This is a genomic window from Blautia caccae, from assembly GCF_040095955.1.
GTDB lineage: Bacteria > Bacillota > Clostridia > Lachnospirales > Lachnospiraceae > Blautia > Blautia celeris.
The window spans coordinates 34,026-53,415 of record NZ_JBBMFP010000001.1 but is presented as its reverse complement, the minus strand read 5'-3'; the positions used below and the strand labels follow the sequence as shown (position 1 = coordinate 53,415).

At 40.9% G+C, this 19,390-nt stretch carries 14 protein-coding genes; 9 read left to right on the top strand and 5 right to left on the bottom strand.

The features are described from left to right. Positions 1 to 3: 3 nt before the first annotated feature. The 6 genes from cdaA (at position 4) to WMO65_RS00180 (ending at position 6,508) form a co-directional block, all read left to right on the top strand. On the top strand, positions 4 to 879 hold the full coding sequence (gene cdaA / locus WMO65_RS00205; protein ID WP_033143078.1) for a diadenylate cyclase CdaA: 876 nt from the start codon (positions 4 to 6) through the stop codon (positions 877 to 879). Next, complete coding sequence (locus WMO65_RS00200; RefSeq protein WP_052099654.1) at positions 857 to 2,176, top strand: CdaR family protein; 1,320 nt, start codon at positions 857 to 859, stop codon at positions 2,174 to 2,176. Before cdaA ends, WMO65_RS00200 begins: the two co-directional genes overlap by 23 nt. A gap of 25 nt (positions 2,177 to 2,201) precedes the next feature. Further along, entirely contained in the window at positions 2,202 to 2,465 is a 264-nt protein-coding gene (locus WMO65_RS00195; protein WP_033143038.1) for an HPr family phosphocarrier protein, read from the top strand. 98 nt (positions 2,466 to 2,563) lie between these two features. Beyond that, entirely contained in the window at positions 2,564 to 3,268 is a 705-nt protein-coding gene (locus WMO65_RS00190) for an AzlC family ABC transporter permease (RefSeq protein ID WP_033143039.1), read from the top strand. Then, a complete protein-coding gene (locus WMO65_RS00185) occupies positions 3,265 to 3,570 on the top strand; it encodes an AzlD domain-containing protein (protein ID WP_033143040.1) in 306 nt (101 codons plus the stop codon). Before WMO65_RS00190 ends, WMO65_RS00185 begins: the two co-directional genes overlap by 4 nt. Before the next feature lie 175 nt (positions 3,571 to 3,745). Then, positions 3,746 to 6,508 carry a L,D-transpeptidase family protein gene (locus WMO65_RS00180; protein WP_148393378.1) on the top strand — a complete coding sequence of 921 codons (2,763 nt, stop codon included), beginning with the start codon at positions 3,746 to 3,748 and terminating at the stop codon, positions 6,506 to 6,508. Between the two features lie 66 nt (positions 6,509 to 6,574). Here the strand turns inward: WMO65_RS00180 and WMO65_RS00175 are convergent, their stop codons facing one another. From WMO65_RS00175 to WMO65_RS00165, 3 genes are read right to left on the bottom strand one after another with little or no spacing between them, the layout of a single operon-like run. Further along, the gene (locus tag WMO65_RS00175; protein WP_243128844.1) at positions 6,575 to 7,834 is read right to left on the bottom strand and encodes an ATP-grasp domain-containing protein; all 1,260 of its coding nucleotides are present in this window, start codon (positions 7,832 to 7,834) and stop codon (positions 6,575 to 6,577) included. Further along, positions 7,831 to 8,811, bottom strand: a complete 981-nt coding sequence (locus WMO65_RS00170; protein WP_148393377.1) for a hypothetical protein — start codon at positions 8,809 to 8,811, stop codon at positions 7,831 to 7,833. Before WMO65_RS00170 ends, WMO65_RS00175 begins: the two co-directional genes overlap by 4 nt. Positions 8,812 to 8,836: 25 nt before the next feature. Further along, positions 8,837 to 9,766 carry a glycosyltransferase family 2 protein gene (locus tag WMO65_RS00165; RefSeq protein WP_148393376.1) on the bottom strand — a complete coding sequence of 310 codons (930 nt, stop codon included), beginning with the start codon at positions 9,764 to 9,766 and terminating at the stop codon, positions 8,837 to 8,839. Positions 9,767 to 9,930: 164 nt separating this feature from the next. Here WMO65_RS00165 and WMO65_RS00160 point away from each other — a divergent pair, with 164 nt between their 5' ends. Both WMO65_RS00160 and WMO65_RS00155 read left to right on the top strand, forming a co-directional pair. After that, positions 9,931 to 10,296, top strand: a complete 366-nt coding sequence (locus WMO65_RS00160; protein WP_148393375.1) for a DMT family transporter — start codon at positions 9,931 to 9,933, stop codon at positions 10,294 to 10,296. After that, on the top strand, positions 10,289 to 10,627 hold the full coding sequence (locus WMO65_RS00155) for an EamA family transporter (protein WP_148393374.1): 339 nt from the start codon (positions 10,289 to 10,291) through the stop codon (positions 10,625 to 10,627). Before WMO65_RS00160 ends, WMO65_RS00155 begins: the two co-directional genes overlap by 8 nt. Before the next feature lie 63 nt (positions 10,628 to 10,690). On the opposite strand, the gene rffA is transcribed toward WMO65_RS00155, so the two are convergent. After that, the gene (gene rffA / locus WMO65_RS00150) at positions 10,691 to 11,818 is read right to left on the bottom strand and encodes a dTDP-4-amino-4,6-dideoxygalactose transaminase (RefSeq protein ID WP_148393373.1); all 1,128 of its coding nucleotides are present in this window, start codon (positions 11,816 to 11,818) and stop codon (positions 10,691 to 10,693) included. A gap of 194 nt (positions 11,819 to 12,012) precedes the next feature. Here rffA and WMO65_RS00145 point away from each other — a divergent pair, with 194 nt between their 5' ends. Then, entirely contained in the window at positions 12,013 to 15,285 is a 3,273-nt protein-coding gene (locus tag WMO65_RS00145) for an N-acetylmuramoyl-L-alanine amidase (protein WP_148393372.1), read from the top strand. A 95-nt stretch (positions 15,286 to 15,380) separates the two neighbouring features. Here WMO65_RS00145 and WMO65_RS00140 read toward each other — a convergent pair whose 3' ends face one another. After that, complete coding sequence (locus WMO65_RS00140; protein ID WP_148393371.1) at positions 15,381 to 19,355, bottom strand: hypothetical protein; 3,975 nt, start codon at positions 19,353 to 19,355, stop codon at positions 15,381 to 15,383. Positions 19,356 to 19,390 lie beyond the last annotated feature (35 nt).

Sequence of the window (19,390 nt, the reverse complement as noted above, 5' to 3'; positions counted from 1 at the left end):
AATATGGTAGCCAGCATAAAAGAATATCTGACCGGTTTAACTCTTCCGCATATGTCATGGATTGACATTATTGAAATTCTTCTGATAGCAGTATTGGTTTATCAGTTTATGTTGTGGGTGAGAAATACACGGGCTTATTCCCTGTTGAAAGGAATTTTAATTGTCCTGGCATTTATCTTCATCGCTTATCTCTTGAAGATGAATACGATTTTGTGGTTGGTGTATAATGCCGGCGGATATGCGATCACGGCAGTGCTGGTTATTTTTCAGCCGGAGCTTAGAAAAGCTCTGGAAGAACTGGGACATAAGAAAATAGTAAGTACAATTCTTCCCTTTGACAGTGGTAAAAAAGATGAGAGCGGCAGATTCAGTGACCGTACATTAAATGAAATTGTCCGTGCCAGCTATGAAATGGGAGAAGTTAAGACAGGGGCATTGATTGTCATCGAGGAAGAGACGATACTAAACGAATATGCAAGAACAGGTATCTATCTTGACTCATTAGTGACAAGTCAGCTGCTGATTAATATTTTTGAGCATAACACACCCCTTCATGATGGGGCTGTGATCATCCGAGGGGACCGTGTTGTTGCAGCAACCTGCTATCTGCCGCTGTCGGATAATATGGAGCTGAATAAAAATCTTGGAACAAGACACCGGGCAGGAGTGGGAATCAGTGAAGTAAGTGATTCTCTGACAATTATTGTTTCCGAGGAGACCGGCAGGGTTTCTGTAGCCCAGAATGGTGCCCTGAGGGTTGGAGTAACCAGGGATGAACTGAAAGAAATATTGATAAAGGAGCAGAACGCCAACGCAGAAAAACAAAAGCGTAAGATATGGAAGGGATGGGTGAAGAATGAAGAAAAGTCTGATGAATAAATTTACCTTAAAAATCCTTTCCCTGCTGATTGCCATGTTGATATGGCTGCTGGTGGTTAATGTTCAGGATCCTATAACAACAGAAATTTTTACAGATATTCCGGTGACTTTTGTTAATGAGTCATACATTGAGAAAAGCGGTAAACTAGCCCTTATGGTGGAGGGAAAGGATACGGTAAATGTCCGTGTAAGGGGCGAAAACAGTATTATCAGGAATATGAGCAAAGATAACATCACTGCAGTTGCAGATCTGACTCAGATTATTGATATGACGACACAGCCGATCATGGTACCTGTTACCGTAACATGTCCAGGCATAAAAGATAAAAACGTAGAGGTAACACCAAGAAATATTCCTATAACTATAGAAGAGAGAGAGAGCATAGACTGTATCATCAATACAGAGCTTGTAGGAGAATCAAAACCGGATAAGAATTATGAAGTGGGAAAGACTACGGCTGAGCCGGAGAAAATTACTATCACGGGTCCGAAATCCGTTGTTAAGAATATTGACAATGTTACTGCGAAAGTTAATGTAGATGGAATGACCGAGAGCGGTGAAAGGAATGCGGAGCTGGTGATTTATGATAAGAATCACGATGAGCTTACGGATAAGCAGATGGCTTCCCTGAAATTTGATATACCAAGTACAACGGTAAAGGTTAATGTTGAATTGTGGAGAACGCTCCAGGGAGTCACAATTGATGCGTTAAATTCTTATGTAGGAGAGCCGCTGAATGGATATCAGGTTGGAAAAATTACGTCTACTCCGGAGAAAATCAATATTATCGGTTCAGATGAAGCGCTCCAGAAGTTCACGGTAAATGGCAACAAACTGACCATTCCCGCATCGGAGGACAGAGATATTACAGGTAAATCAGCCGACTGTGAATTTTCCGTTGATTTAGCCGAGCTTCTTCCAAAAGATATTAAACTGGCTTCCGGTGTAAATGATACGGCACTCATAAAGGTAAGTATCCTTCCTCTTAACAGCAAGGAATACAACATCTCCACAACAGATATTAAGATTGAAAATAATCCTGGAAATATGAATGTTGTTCTCGACAAAGTGGAGGTTCTGGTCCGTGTTGAAGGACTTACGGAAGAACTGGATAAACTGGAGAAAAGCCAAATACACCTGAGCATCGATCTCAAAGGTTATACAGAAGCAGGCGAATACGAAGTACCGGTTAAGATTGAAGTGCCTGACGGTTATCAGGTGGTCGATGAAGTCAAAGTCAAAGCAACCTTGACAAATACCAATACAGATGCTGTAGCACAAAAGCCGGCATCGTAAAACAGAAATAGGGGAGTGATGAATAATGGTAAGCCAGAAAGTCAAAGTCAATAATTTAATAGGGCTGCACCTGAGACCAGCAGGCCGCCTCTGCAGTGAGGCTATGCAGTTCAAATCACTGATCACCTTCAGTTACAGCAATGTTACAGCAAATGCGAAAAGTGTCCTCAGCGTTCTTGGCGCCTGTGTGAAAGGCGGAGATGAGATTGAATTGGTATGCGAAGGGGAAGACGAAGAAGAGGCATTAAAACATCTGGTATATATTCTGGAGGAAGGTTTGCAGGAATAAGCATTTATCCCGGGGATGGGACAGTTAAGGCTGTCTCATCCCTCGATTTTTGCCTGACCGAATCGTTACATATATTTTACTTTAAGGAGAAAGCAATCATGCATAATAACATCAAAGAAGGTCTGAAAGACGGTATTCCCATAGCACTGGGTTATTTTTCTGTCAGCTTTACATTTGGAATGCTGGCAGTGAACAGCGGTATGGCACCTCTTCACGCGGTGCTGATTTCCCTCTTTAATCTCACATCAGCAGGACAGTTTGCAGGTCTGAATGTCATTTTATCGGGTGCCTCCCTGTTGGAAATGGCATTGACACAGCTTGTTATCAACATGAGATATGCGCTCATGTCGCTTTCCCTGTCCCAGAAGTTCGACAGCTGCGTAAAGACGCGCCACAGGCTTTTGATTGCGTATGGAAATACAGATGAGATATTCGCGGTGGCAAGTTCAAAAAGGGGAAGTGTGGGTCAGTATTACATGTACGGCTTGATTCTCCTGCCGGTTCTCGGCTGGGTAGGGGGAACGCTGACCGGAGCCATAGCGAGCACGGTTATGCCCGCCTTTGTGCGCAGCGCTTTGGGTGTGGCGCTGTATGGAATGTTTATAGCAATTGTAGTCCCACCGGCAAAAAAAGAATCCACAGTGCGGACTGTGGTATTTATTGCGCTGGCCCTGAGCAGTATGTTTTATTATCTCCCGGTACTCAAACAGGTTTCCGGCGGATTTATGATCATTATCTGTACACTGCTGGCAGCGGGGATCGGAGCTGTTCTATTTCCTATTAAGGAGGGTGAGGAAGCATGATTTATGCGTATATTTTTGTTATGGCAGGCGTGACTTATTTGATCCGTATGCTGCCTTTGACACTGATTCAGAAGAAAATTTCAAATGTATACATACGCTCATTTCTATATTACGTGCCATATGCCTGTCTGACAGCCATGACATTTCCGGCTATCTTATACGCGACGGCATCGCCGATATCCGCTTTTGCGGGCCTGGCAGCAGCCATATTTTTTGCCATGAAGGAGAAAAGTCTGGTGATGGTGGCATGTTTTTCCTGTATCGGTGTTTTTATCACAGAACGTATTTTAGAGTTAATATGAGCAGAGTTCATGAGACTGTAAAAGAAATTTAATATTACATTTCTCCGGTTTGGTTGTAATAACCTATAAAAAATGGTAAAATGGTGATATCTCTAGAGGGAGAGTATACCTGTTTGATACATATTGTATCCGGGAGATAAATAAGAGCGTAAAGCTGGAAAGTAGAGGGAATAGTATGAAGAAGCGCAGGATGAAGCTGTTGGCACTGATGCTTACAGCAGCGGTTACATTCACTTCTGTTCTTCCTGTAGGAGCAACTGCTACCAACGGAAGCGAAGCACCGCAGCAGGTTACGGAGCTTACAGATCCGCTGGATGAAGGGGGCGGAGTAACAGACAATGGCCAGGGAAATACAGATGTTTCCGGCGATGTCCAGAATGGCATTGACCAGACCGGAGATGAGCAGCCTGGTGACCTGCCGGCTGAACCGAATCACGATGCAGAAACAGCCCAGGATGACCATTGGACTCTGGAACAAGCTGAGAATAAGATGATATTCCGGTATTATGAGTCAGTAGATGGGTTTGCAGGATATCAGAAGAAATGGGAATTGGATAAGCAGAGCGGTATCTGGACGTATTTTGAAGTTCAGGAAGACGGGACGGAAGCGGCTGCTACGCCTAAACCATATGACGAATTTGATGTAAATGGAACACACGTTGGCCTTTATGAGACCGTAGGATACTTAGACGAGGATCTGGGTGCAGTAACATTGGTTTACGCTTTTGCATCAACAGAGGAGGGTCTAAAAGGCTATGGCGGATATTGGTATCAGAATGAGAACGGTTGTTTCACATATTATACAACAGAAGCAGATGCAGAGGGAGATCCGGATGCTAAAATGGCGGAAGGACTTCAGGTACCTGGAAGTTTCCTGGAAGGCCTGAACACGATCAAAGATGAAGATGGTGAATATACCTTTTGGCTGGATGCAGAAGGCAGACCGCTGACAAATGCATGGAAGATAGTAGTGGGAGAGGACGAAAACAAAACATTCTGTTATTTCGGCGAAGACGGAAAGATGCTGACAGAGGGCATGCCCACAGGACTTCAGACTATTGAAGGTTCTAACTATTGGATCGGAGAAGACGGTAAGCCTGAGACTGCTGTATGGAAAAAGCTGGATGGCAAGTATTATTATTTTGATGTGAATGGTGTGCAGACACAGGATAAAACAGGCCTTCAGAAAATAGACGGCAGTAATTACTGGGTGAATAAGGATGGAAGTTATGCCAAATCCAAATGGATAATCAGCGGCGGTAAATATTACTATTTTGGAGCAAATGGAAAGCAGACATCTAAAACCGGATTACAGACAATCAATGGCAAGAAATACTACGTGAACAAAAACGGCACAGTTAGGAAAAATACTTCTGTAATTGTAAAAGGTGTGCGGTATTTCTTCGGCAAAGACGGTAAATGTACCAAATCCTACAAAGTTTATCCAGAGGGTTGGAAACAGAATGCAACCGGATGGTGGTATCAAAAAGAAGACGGAAGTTGGCCGGCAAACTGCTGGTATAAAGTAAACGGTCAGAAATATTATTTTGACGCTAATGGATATATGAGGACAGGCTGGCTTGCTCTGGGAAATAAATGGTATTATCTAACTGACAGCGGAGCTATGGCCCAGGGTTGGGTAATGATCAACAAGACCTGGTATTATCTGACACCGGGAAGCGGTGTTATGAAGACCGGATGGTATAAAGTCGGCAATACCTGGTATTACAGTAATGGAAGCGGAGCAATGCAGACAGGCTGGTTATTGCTGGGGAATACCTGGTATTATCTGACCGGAAGCGGAGCAATGGCTCAAGGCTGGACGTTAGTAAACGGAACCTGGTATTACTTAAATGGAAGCGGAGCAATGCAGACAGGCTGGTTGAATCTGAAAGGGACCTGGTATTACTTGAATGGAAGCGGAGCAATGCAGACAGGCTGGCTGATGACTGGCGGAACCTGGTATTATCTGAATGGAAATGGAGCAATGGCTCAAGGGTGGTTGTGTCTGGGCGGAACCTGGTATTATTTAACACCTGGTAACGGAGGTATGAAAACCGGATGGTATATGGCAGGTAAAGAATGGTATTATTCTTATGGAAACGGAGCTATGGCACGCAATGCCTGGATTGATACTTACTACTATGTGGGCAGCAGTGGGGCTATGCTGAAAGATACTACAATTGGCGGCTATTATGTGGATAAGAATGGACGCTGGATACCAGGCTATGGTACAGTAAATGTAAATACCATCGGCAATTGGGAAAAGACCGGTTCCACGTACTATTTTAAGAAGAGCAACGGTACTTATGCTAAGAATGAATATGTAGCATGGAATGGAAACTGGTATTATCTAGATGGCAATGGAGCCATGTTAACTGGATGGCATTATATCAGAGGTTATAAAATGTATTTTACGGCAAGTGGCGCCCTGCAGCAGGATGTAAGCGGAATGGTAGGTGGTCCTTACAGACTTCGCGTGAACCGTACCAAATGTCAAATTACTGTACTGGCTAAGGACGGTAGCAATGGCTGGACGATTCCCGTCAAGTCAATTACCTGTTCTGTAGGAAATCCGATTACTCTGACTCCTGCAGGTACCTTCTACATTGGTGATCAGGATAGATGGCACATTTTGATGGGGCCGTCTTGGGGACAGTGGACGTCACACGTAGTGAATGGTATTTTCATACATTCTGTAGCTGGTTCTTCTCAGAGTCAATATAACCTTGCAGCAGGGGATTATAACATGCTGGGGCAGCCTGCATCTCACGGCTGTATTCGTGTATGTGTCAGAGATGCAAAATGGATTTATGACAATACAGGCAGAGGAACTATGGTTACTATTGGTGATGGATATTATGAACCATTTGATAAACCGGCCACAATTAAACTGCCGTATGGAGTAAATTTGAAAGATCCAACAGATATTTGGTAAATAGTTTCTAAATATAAAAAACTGTTCGGCTGTACTTAAAAGTAGTACAGTCGGACAGTTTTTATATTAGTTTGGATACTCAGGCATGTGGTTTTGATATAATACTTCTTCACCTTCAGGAGACGTTATAGACATATGCTCAAAAATATAGTTTGTAATTCGATCCGCTTCCATTCGAGATTTGGCATTAATATAATAGCGAACTGCATATGGATTCACTCCGTGGGGAATGATTCGTTCTCCTTTTTTATAGAACAACCAGGAATCCATAATCCCCTTCATAGAGGAAAGTTTTACAGCAATATCCTGGTTTTCGACCATTAAACCATTTTTACCATGAAAGTACAGCACAGCACTGGTTTTATCGAAAAAAGGTGAGTGCTGCTTCAATGTGTTGCGCAGAGAAAATTCATCATAGAGATAATCCAGAAGCAAATTTTCTACCTTCAGGCCACAGCAATAATCAACCAATTCATGTTCATAACCAAAGAACCTGCCGGCAACTTCACATACGGATATAACATCTCCGGGAGACCAGAAAAATTGCATGGATAGAGCACCGCTTGTTTGACCTGTAAAATTAGCAATCCTTTGCAGAATATCTCGTGCTTCTTCATAGACATTATAAATAAGTCTGGAGGGATATACATTTCGGGTACTAATGGGGATATCATTGGTACATACTGGGGTTTTTTCTCTGTCTGCAATACTGATAACATACACTTTTCCATCGAGAACCCAACTCATCATATTAAATTCATAACCGTCGTTGTATTCTTCCACAAGGATTTCTTTTACCTCAGAGGTGGCGCAGATAAAATCAAAGTGTTTTTTTATTTCTTCAACAGAATGAAGAACAAGAACGCCTCGGGATCCGTATTTATCCAATGGTTTTACGACAACAGGAAAATCAAAATTATCCAGTTCTGAGTCTTTAAATCCGAAGCTAAGTCGTTTGTATTTTGCAGTGGGGATTCCAAGTTTTACAAACATTTGCTTCATAACATCTTTATTCCTGTAATAATCTAGTTTTTCAGGAGAAAAATAGCATTTCAGACCGGCTTTGTTTGCGATTTTCACCATACATTCAAAAAGATAATCTGAGAAAGAGGTGATAATCCCATCAATTCTTTCAAGATGGCAAATAGAAACAATGCGGTCTGTATCCCCAACATCAATATCGTAAGACTTGTCAGCAATTCTTTTTCCAATGCTGTCCGGGTAACCATCACATACAATAGTGTAAATACCTCTTGATTTTGCTGTTTGTATTAATTGTACGAATTCTCTTAATGAGCCAAGTATCAACAATCTTTGTTTTATCATATGTTAGTCTGGCCTTTCATTATTTGCTTCAGAACCTGCAGAATATGTTCCATATGTTTCCGGTTATATCTCTGGTCGCAAGGAAGAGGAAGAATATTGGACGCATAATCATACTCAATGGTATCCATGGGCATCTGATTTATTACATTACTCCAGTAAGTTGGAATGTATATTTTTTCTGCTGCTAACTTTTTGCGGATATTTACACCATTTGGACAATAAAAAGGATAGACAAAGGGGCCATCCGGATGCCTCAAAGGCAATGTATTGTACTGATTTAAAGCAGAGGCAAGTACAGCATAATTTTCGGTGCGCTTTTTACGTACGGCAGAATAATCTATTCCTTTCAACAGGTTTTCTGTCAGATGAGACATTCTTTTTATCGGCTCCTCAGAATAATGATGGGCAGTTTCTAACATCTCTTCGTAATACTCTGAAGCCGAATGTTCATACCGTCCGAGAATGTGTCCCATTCTGGATGACGAATAATCTATAGGATATGTTGACAAAACATCTTTTGGTACTTTTCCCAGACATAAGTATGCACCATCTGGCAGTCCGAAAAACTTTCGGCAGGAATAAAGTACCGGAATATCCGGCAGGGGCTTTTGGAAAAAGGCATGTGTATTATCCAGAAGAATATTTTTGTAACGTTTCTGCAAAGCCAAAAGCTTTTCATCAGAAAGTTGCCCGTAATAATTGACAAGATAAATATACTCGCCTTTTGTTGTTTCCATTTCGGGAAGAATAGGCTCAAATTCTGCATTGATGTGATACCATTTTAATGTTACAGTTGTATTTGAACATATAGTGGTAACGGAGTCACACAGAAAATAAGGAAGCCATAGTTTTTTTATTTTTAGATAATTCATGGCAAACAGGAGTGCAGTTCTTCCAAGGTTTAATTTTAGCAGCTCAGGATAATATTCTTCTCCTGAGAAATTTTCCAATTCTAAATATCCTCCGATTTCATTCATGAAAAAATATCCTTTGTATTATAATTTATATTTCTTTTTTTCTAATTACATAATTAGGCATCTTTTTTGCTTCATTTAATATATTCATCAGATATTGTCCTATAATACCAATAGCTAATAAAATAATACCATTATAAGCCAGTGTTAAAAGGACCAGGGTGGTCCAGCCTTCTACTGACACACCGTAAATAAAATAACGTATCAAATAGAAAAGACCAAGAATAATACTGATGATAAAACTGAATATACCTAAATCTCTGACCAAAAGCAGAGGAATCGCAGAGTTGGATGTTATATCATAAATCAAATCCTTTGCCAGTCTGCGGAAAGTATAATTACTTTTTCCTATTTTGCGTGCATCATGGTGTACAGGAACATTAATGATGCGGTTACTGCTCTGAACCAATAGATTTCCGATTTGCGGAAGATGTGTGTTAGTGTTTAGAATCGCTTCCACAATAAATCTGCGCATAAGCCGGAAACTGGTAATTTCCAGGTTAGGATCTTTTTTCAGCATTTTAGAAGTGGCGTAAACAGAAATCCTGGTTCCCAGTCTTCTTATAAAGTTATGTTTGCGGTTTTCATATTTGGCTATAATTACGTCAACATCATCCCTATCTTTAATTGCAGCAGCCATTTTGGGTATCTCTTCCGGACGATGTTGAAGATCATCATCCATAGTAATAATAAATTCACCTTTGGCAAAAGAAAAACCGCATAGTAGTGCCGGATGTTGTCCGAAATTTTTTGCCATCTGTATGATTTTAACCCGGTCATCCTGTCTGTGAAGTTTTTCCATAACAGCATAGGAATTGTCCCGGGAACTATCATCAACCAATATTAATTCAAATTCTTCCTGCATGGTATTTTCAAAAACATTCTTTAGCCTGGCATAAAGTTCTTCCAGTGTATGTTCTGAATTGTAAACGGGAACAACGATAGAATATAAACTCATAATTTTACCTCCGGGGTTGTTTTTCAACCGCCGCGACTATTATAACATTTTACAACAAGGGTTTCAATAGACTTGTTTCCGAAGGCGAAGGGTGTTATACTATAAAAAGCTGTGCAAAAACAGAAAATGCATGGTTTTATTAATCACAGAAAGAAGGGAAGTAGATGGCTGCGACTAAAAAAAGAAGGGTACAGGATTATATATTTTTACATATCAGTATCATGATATTTTCTTTTACCCCGGTTTTTACAAAAATGGCTTCCATGGAATTTAATAAGAACGGAATTTGGGGAATCAGGCTATATTTTTTCTTTTTCCTTATGCTTTTGGATTGTTTCATCTATGCTTTGGCCTGGCAGAAAATCATTCAAAAATTTGAACTTAGTGTGGCCTATGCCAATAAAAGTGTATATCTGATATGGTCACAAATCTGGGCTGTTATTATTTTCCATGAGGTATTGACTTTAAAAAATGTAATCGGTCTTTTTATCGTATTATTAGGAGTATTGGTGGTGCAAAAATATGAATAGATATATGCTTATACTGTTTATCGGAACCTTTTTTACAGCATTTTCACAGCTTCTATTGAAGCAAAGTGCAAATAAGAAATATAGTCATCCCATATTTGAGTATCTGAATTGGCATGTTATTACTGCATATGGAATATTTGGTGGAGTGTTGCTGCTGAATACATATGCATTTACACATGTGGACATGAAGTATGGATCTGTGATTGACACATTCAGCTATGTTTTTGTAATGCTTCTGTCTTTTTTTATTTTGAAGGAAAGATTTACGCGAGGAAAAATTATAGGGAATCTGATTATTATTTCAGGGATTTTTATATATACACTTGGATAAATGATGTGTTAAGAAAAGGGAATTACAGAGTCATATGATTCGGTAATTCCCTTTTAGAAATTATCAGGCAAAATATTTAAAAATTGTCTTTACAATATATTCTTTGTCGTTCTGATTCAAATGATAATACATAGGAAGCCTTACCAGCCGTTCACTTTCTCGGGTGGTATATTTATCGGGCCCAAAGAAACGGCCATATTTTTTACCGGCAGGTGCAGAATGAAGAGGAATATAATGAAAGACACTTAAAATGCCATGTTCTTTCAAAAAAGATATAAATTTAGTTCGTTCTTCCAAATTCCGTAGTTTTATGTAGTACATATGTGCATTGTGCTGGCAGTCCTCGGGGACATAAGGCTGTTCCAAAAATCCTTTATCTGCCAGAGGTCTGAGAGCATTATCATAAAACACATAACTTGACATACGGTCATTCTGTATCTGTGATGCCATTTCAAGCTGTGCCCACAGATATGCTGCATTCATATCACTGGGAAGATAGGAAGAACCATAATCCTGCCATGTATATTTATCAATCTGTCCACGGAAGAATTTACTTCTGTCAGTTCCTTTTTCTCTGAGAATTTCGGCCTTTTCCTGATAGGACATATCCTGAAAAAGAAGAGCGCCGCCTTCTCCCATGCTGAGATTTTTTGTCTCATGAAAACTCAAGCATCCAAAGTCACCTATGGTGCCAAGACTCTTTCCTTTATAATAAGAAGCAAATCCCTGTGCGGCATCTTCAACTACTTTTAGGTTATGACGTTTTGCAATATCCATAATAGTGTCCATTTCACACGCTACGCCGGCATAATGGACAGGAACGATTACCTTGGTACGAGGAGTAATGGCATCCTCAATAAGCGTTTCATCTATATTCATGGTATCAGGTCTGATATCTACAAATACCAAGGAAGCTCCTCTTTGTACAAAGGCATCCGCAGTAGATACAAAAGTATAGGAGGGAAGAATCACCTCATCACCGGGTTTGATATCTGTCAATACAGCAGCCATTTCCAGGGCATGCGTACAGGAAGTGGTCAGAAAAACCTGGTTTACGTCAAAGTGTTCCTTCATCCAGTTACTGCACTTTTTAGTAAATACACCGTCACCACATATCTTACGGTTGGTAACAGCTTCTTTTATATAGTCCATTTCTTTACCTACATAGGGGGGAATATTAAAATCTATCATTGATAACTCCTTTATAAAAACATACTCCAGGCTAAGTTAATAAAAAACATTATCATTGTAACATAATATAAAAAAAAAGGAAATAATAAACTGGGAATCCATTGATTTCTTAAGAGTATTCATGTATAATATTTAATACTTAGTTAATAAATGTAATAACTTTGAAAGAAATACTAAAAGAAGAGGAGTGGACAATGAAGAAATTAGGGAAAAGACTTCTATCTTACGCACTTGTTTTGGCTATGCTTATGAGTTTGTATACGCCTGCATACGGTGCTCAGATGGGAGAGGAGGCACACGATGCTCAGATGAGTGAGTCAGATACGCAGACATCTGATTCCGGGATAAATGGGGAATCAGGTACACCAGTACAAGATGCTCAGATAAGCGATGAGACAGACACACCGGAACAAGAAACTCAAATGAGTGGCGAGACAGATACACAAGTGCCGGAAGAAGAGACATCGGGTTCCGAAGGGGAGATATCGGAACAGCAAGAAGAAGAGAATGCGGAGTTAGAATTGAATTACATTCTGACACAGGAAGATGATACACATCAGTCTGTTATTGTTGAATTAGGAGATGCAGAGACAACAGTCTTGGAAAGTGCTGTTCTAACTTACCAGGATGGTGAAGGGGAAGTACATACAGCTCAGGCTGAAGAAGTAGTGGAAAATGTAGCTGCATTTCTTCTTGACCTTCCTGCTGCTGACCAGGAAAGGACATTCGTTTCGGTAAAGGCATTTATTGCAGGTCAGCAATATGATACACTACTGAGCCGGCAGGAAGAGATGGAGCAGGTTGAAATGAGCAGTGAAGAAGCTGCCCAGGCTGTTACCGAAATTAAAAATGAAGAGGCAGGCCTTGATTCACAGACTGCTGAACAGGTGGAAAGTGCAGTTCTTTCCGCGGATGAGAATGGTATATCAGCAGACGCAATTAAGGAGTCGCTTACAGGGAATAATCAGCTGGCAGAGAATTCCTCTAACGATATTCAAACATTTGCTTTGGGGGAAGAGGCGGGGGTTCCCGCAACCGTGGCTGTAGAACCAAAGAAGAAAGACCATTATATTGTTGTTCTTGATCCGGGACACGGAACCATTGACACGAATGGATATGACAGCGGAGCTGTCCATAAATTCAGTGATGGCACAAAATTCGTGGAAGCAGACATTACCATGAAAATTGCCAAATATTTAAAAGAAGAACTCTCAAAATATCCCGAGATTACAGTTTATATGACCCATGATACTGTGGGTGCAGGCAAAGCAATTAAAATGACCTTAAATGAAAGAGTTTCATTTGCGGCTAATAAGCATGCAGATTTGCTGGTAAGTCTTCATCTGAATTCTTTTGACAAAGAAACGGCCCATGGTGCAGAGGTTCTGGTACCAAAAACAGGAAGATATAATACAGAAGTGGCAGAAAATGCACAGAAGGCTGCAAATAATATCTTAAAAAGGCTGACTTCCCTGGGACTTTACGATAGGGGACTTTTAGAAAAGGACTCCGGTGACTATAAGTATCCGGATGGAAGTACTGCAGATTATTATGCAATCGTGAGAGAAGGATTGAAAGCTTCCATACCTTCTATTATTGTGGAACACGCCTTCTTAAGCGGAAAAGATGACAAAAAGTTTTTGAATAATGAGGCTTCTATTAAAAATCTGGCAAAAGCAGATGCCTATGGCATCGCACAGTATTTTGGTATTGAAACAGGTGGAGAGACTTACGAACCGGTGCCTGAACCGGTAGGAAAATGGAAAAAATCAGGTAATTCCTGGTATTACTATATTGGTAATGTTAAGCAGAAGGGCTGGCAGAAAATTGATAATGCCTGGTATTATTTTAATAGCAAAGGTGTCATGTTGACGGGCTGGCAGATGATAGGTAACTACTGGTATTATATGAATTCTTCCGGTGTCATGCAGACGGGCTGGCAGCAAATAAATGGTAGCTGGTATTATCTTAATGCATCTGGGAGTATGCAGACCGGCTGGCAGAAAATCGGTGGTAAATTATACTATCTTCAGGGAAATGGTGCCATGCTGAATGGCGGTTGGCATATGCTGGGCAGGTATTGGTATTATATATCCGGCAATGGAGCTGCCCTGACCGGTTGGCAGAAAATAGGCGGCCGATGGTATTATATGGATAAAAATGGCCGCATGAAGACAGGCTGGTATAAAGTAGGTAAAAAATGGTATTACAGTGATGGAAGCGGAGCTATGCAGACCGGATGGATGTATAGTTACAATACTTGGTATTATTTAAATGGAAACGGAGCCATGGCAGAGGGCTGGATCCATTTGGGAAATACCTGGTATTATATGCAGCCAGGCAATGGTGCGATGAAGACCGGTTGGCAGAAAATAGATGGTAAGTGGTATTTCCTTAATAGCAATGGTGCAATGCAGACCGGTGGTTGGTTTAACCAGGGATATGTATGGTATTACTTAAATGCAAATGGATCAATGGCAGAGGGCTGGATACGACTTGGGAATACCTGGTATTACATGCAGCCGAATAGCGGACATATGAGAACCGGATGGTATCAGGTCGGTAAAAAATGGTATTACAGTGATGGGAGCGGAGCTATGCAGACCGGCTGGTTGAAACCGGGTAATACTTGGTATTATCTGACCGGAAGCGGAGCCATGGCAGAGGGCTGGAATTTTATTAACGGAAGCTGGTATTATCTGGCACCTGGCAGTGGCGCTATGAGAACCGGATGGTTTCAAGTAAATAAAGTCTGGTATTATTGTAACGGAAGCGGTGCTATGCAGACCGGCTGGCTGCAGCTTGGGAACATCTGGTATTATTTAAATAATAGTGGTGCCATGCTCACGGGATGGCATACACTGGGGGGAAAGGAATATTATTTCAATAATTCTGGTGCATGGGTACCGGATAAAAAAAAAGATAATACCCAGAAATTATATGCCATAGAGGGAAAAAGTTCTGTAACAGTTGACCAGATGGTAAAGTATTATAAGAAATCAGGTTGTACATATCCGTCTGCTGCACTGAAAAAAGGTGGTGCAGCAGATATAAAAGCATTTTCAAAAATTGTCTTAGAGGAAGCAAATGCAGAGGGAATAAAGGCAGAGGTGGTTTTTACTCAGGCCATGAAAGAAACCGGCTGGCTGCAGTACGGAGGAGATGTGAAAATTGAGCAGTTTAATTTCGCAGGTCTGGGTGCTGTCGGGAATGGCGTGGCAGGAAATTCCTTTAAGAATGTCCGAACGGGAATAAGAGCCCAGGTTCAGCACTTAAAAGCGTATGCTTCGGATAAGGCCCTAAAGAATGTATGTGTAGATGATAGGTTTCAGTATGTAACAAGAAAATCAGCAATATATGTGGAATGGCTGGGAATCCCGGACAATCCTACAGGAGCAGGTTGGGCTGCCGCTGACAATTATGGGAAAAATTTAGTTGATATGATTACAAAGTTAAAGAGTATGTAACGAAATAACGAGTAAAAGTTGAAAGGGTGCGTATCACAGATTCATGTTGAACTGTGATACGCACCCTTTTAGTTTTTATTTGGTTATGTTATATTTTAACGCCGCTGACCTGTCCACGCGCCACTGCTGTTTACAAAATAACCATCAGGGGTCCAGGTGTTTGCTAACATAACTCCATTAGAAGGAGATAAATAATACCATGTATTATTCACATTCTGCCACCCTGTAGTCATGGCTCCCAAACTGTTCATGTAGTACCATTTGCCGTTATCAGAAAGCCAACCTGTAGCCATTGCACCATTACCATATAAGTAATATTTGGTGCTGCCTTGTTTCAGCCATCCGATCTGCATGATACCTGAGGAGTTAGAATAATACCAGGTATTGTTTACTTTGAACCATCCTCTGACAACAGCACCACTGTCGGTGAAATAGTACCATTTATTCCCGAATGCCGCCCATCCGGTGGCCATAGCACCATTACCGTAAAGATAATATTTGGTATCACCTTGTTTCAGCCATCCGGTCTGCATGATACCTGAGGAGTTAGAATAATACCAGGTATTGTTTACTTTGAACCATCCTCTGACAACAGCACCACTGTCGGTAAAGTAATACCATTTATTCCCCAGCGCAGCCCATCCGGTGGCCATAGCACCGTTGCCATAGAGATAATATTTAGTATTACCTTGTTTCAGCCATCCGGTTTGCATAACGCCGGAAGAATTGGAATAATACCAAATATTATTTATTTTATACCATCCAACTGCTGCAGCACCATTTCCGTTAAAGTAATACCATTTGTTGCCGGTATACACCCAACCTGTAGCCATTGCACCATTTCCGGATAAATAGTATTTACTTTGACCTATAGTGTGAAGTCCTGTCAGCATCTTTCCGGAAGCATCAGAATAATACCAGATACCATTGATCTCATACCAGCCGGTAAGCATAGCTCCTGAATTATTCAGATAGTACCATTTGTTTCCGACAAAAATCCATCCTGTCATCATGGCACCACTGCCGGAAGTATAATAATATCTTCCATTCGATTTGATCCATCCGGTCTGCATGACACCTGAGGAGTTAGAGTAGTACCAGATATTTCCGACTACATACCATCCGGTGTTAGCGCCGTTTTCAGTAAAATAGTACCAGCTTTTATTGAGTTTTACCCAACCTGTGGCCATAGCACCGCTGCTATTGAAATAATATTTTCTGCCTCCGATTGTCTGCAGACCCGTAAGCATTTTTCCGGAAGCATCAGAATAGTACCAGATACCGTTTATCTTGTACCACCCTGTACACATAATCCCTTCGCTGTTGAAATAATACCATGTTTTACCCTGTTTCATCCATCCTGTAACTATATAACCGGACGAGTTGAAATAATACCATTCACCATGAATCTGAAGCCAGCAACTTGTGGGATAAGAGCCATTGCCAAATTGATACCACCATCCGACTTCATTGTGCTGCCAGTTGCCATCTTTAAAGTTTGGAATCCATTTCCCGGAAGAATCATAATAATAGCCATTTACATATTGATCCTGAGCCATGGCACCTGTTGCTGAATCAAAATAATAAAAATATTTATCAATATGTTTTCGTCCGGTCTGCATTACGCCATTGGAATCCATGTAATACCATTTCCCATTAACTTTTTGCCAGCCAGTAGTCATAAAACCATTGGAATCCGTATAATACCATTTTCCATTTACCAGAACCCATCCAACAGCCATTGTACCATCATCTTTTAAATAAGACCATTTCCCGGAAGCATTTTGCAGCCATTTGTTGGTTGACGCGTTATACGAGTTTTCAAAATAATACCAGTCACCTTTGGAATCCTTTTTCCATCCATTTGTCTTTTTGGGATAGCCATCATAATAGTATATATGCCTGTAAGGTGATGAGCCTTCTGCAGAGGCAATAAATTCTTTACCTTTTGGAACATTATTACTGAGTCCTTTGTCAAGATTGATAACAATTGCCTTTATATATGGTGCATACCATGCAGTCGGATAAAGGGCAGTCCCGGATTGTCCTAATTTTATGAGAGAGTCCAGGGTACCTATATTATTATCAACGCTTGCGTTAGATACATAATTATATTTGCCTGTCATAATTGCAATATCAGGACTCAGTGCCTTCAGATAATTATAAGTATTGGATCCGTAAAAACCATGATGCCCAAGCTTTAATAAATTTACATGTCCAAGTCGCTTGGCCAGTGCTGTTTCCGCTCCGATGTAATTATTAATGTCTCCGGCCAGAAAGGCGGTTTTTTTAGTCATCATGGAGGTAACCTTTACTCCGAGACTGAAGTAGTTTGCATCTGCCTGAGGGCGTTTAACACCGTAATTCATAATCTCTAATTTCATACCGTTTTTTCCGCCCAGCATAAAGACCGGTGTAGAGACAGAACCCACAGTTTCCCCATCAAAAATACCACTCTGGGCTGGTGCCGCATAAGCATTCTCATAGGCATTGTTTGGGTCATCTGGATGATCAGGGTCAACCTGGTCACTGGATGGTACATCCTCAATAGTCAGATTATCTGATAATCCCTCATCTGAAGGGATTAGGGGCTCATCAGCAGCACCGCTTTCTTCCTGATAAATACTGAAAAGCTGTAAAGCCTCTTCCGAAAGTACATTTGCTGTTTCCGGAGCTGAGGGAACTTCTGCACTACATATAAAATCAAAGAGATTTTCTTCCTCTGCAGGAGCAAATGTATATCCTTCTGCTTTGGGAGTCAATTTGTAGGTGAACGGTGTTTTGGTATCATCAAATTTTCTGATACCGGTAAATGTATATGTCCAGAGACCTTCTTTGCCGGGGACTTCTTTCGCTTCTACAATGACATCGGCGGGAAGTTTTGTTTCTGGATCAGTAGCTGTATAAGATAAGGTCACTGCTATTTGCGAGGGCATAGTGATATTACTGTCTGTGCTGTTGTCTGCATTTGACTGGTCTGTACCCTGTGTTGGTGAATCCGTATTCTGTGAATCTGTGTAGATGTCTTGTAATGCAGCATCCGGGTTCGGTTGCTCTTTGTTGATATCTTGAGAGACGGCATCCTGCGTGTTTCTCTCCATATCTTGAGAATCCGCGTCTGTATCCGGTGTTTCTTTTGCAATATCTGATGGAAAAGCATCTGTACCTTGTGACTCTTTGCTCATGTCCTGAGAAGCAGAATCTGCATCCTGCGGCTCTTTGTCCATGTCTGAAGGAGCAGAATCTGTATCCTGCGGCTCTTTGTCCATGTCTGAAGGAGCAGAATCTGTATCCTGTGGCTCTTTTTCCATGTCTGAGGGAGCATCTGTATCCGGTGACTTTACATCGCTGTTTTCAGCAGGTGGCAGAGTTTCATCTGCATTTGCAGACGGAGAAGAATTACTGTCACTTGGATCTGTACTGCCATCAGGTTCAGACGGAACTTCTATGTCCTTATTCATTATAATAGTTCCGGTCACAGTCACAGTCTCAGGATATAATGGTGCATTTGTATTGAAAGTCTGGATTAATGTGGCCCCTGTATCCTGTGCTGCCTTTACCATGTTGTCATAAACATACAGATTATCCCATAAACGAATACTATCCGTAACATCATTATCAGAATAGGCTTCGATGTAAACCCGTTTAGGATGAAATGCATATATGATTTCGTCTGCAGATCCAATGTGGTCACTATGGGGATGTGTACCAATGTAGAATTCAAAGTTATCTTTTGTGACACCTACTGTCCGAAGATAGGTAATTACATCCTTTTCAAACCCATTTCCTCTTGTAATACCTGGGCGACTCGGATAATGTGGATTACTTCCGTTAGGATAATCATTATCTTCACCTGAATCCACCATACCGAATTTACCGTTACATTCCAGTAAAATGGCATCTGTATTGTCAGTTAAAGTTAGAAAGTGGATTTTACAGGAATTGTTCGCTGCCAATACAGCTTTCGAATGGCCCGGTGGGATTAGATACGCAACTGACAATACCATAAAAATCAGTATAAAACATGTGACTTTTTTGAATTTCCCCTTCATAAATATTACCCCTTCCATTTCTTTCCTCTCTGAAATCTTAAAGAGAAGCTTTT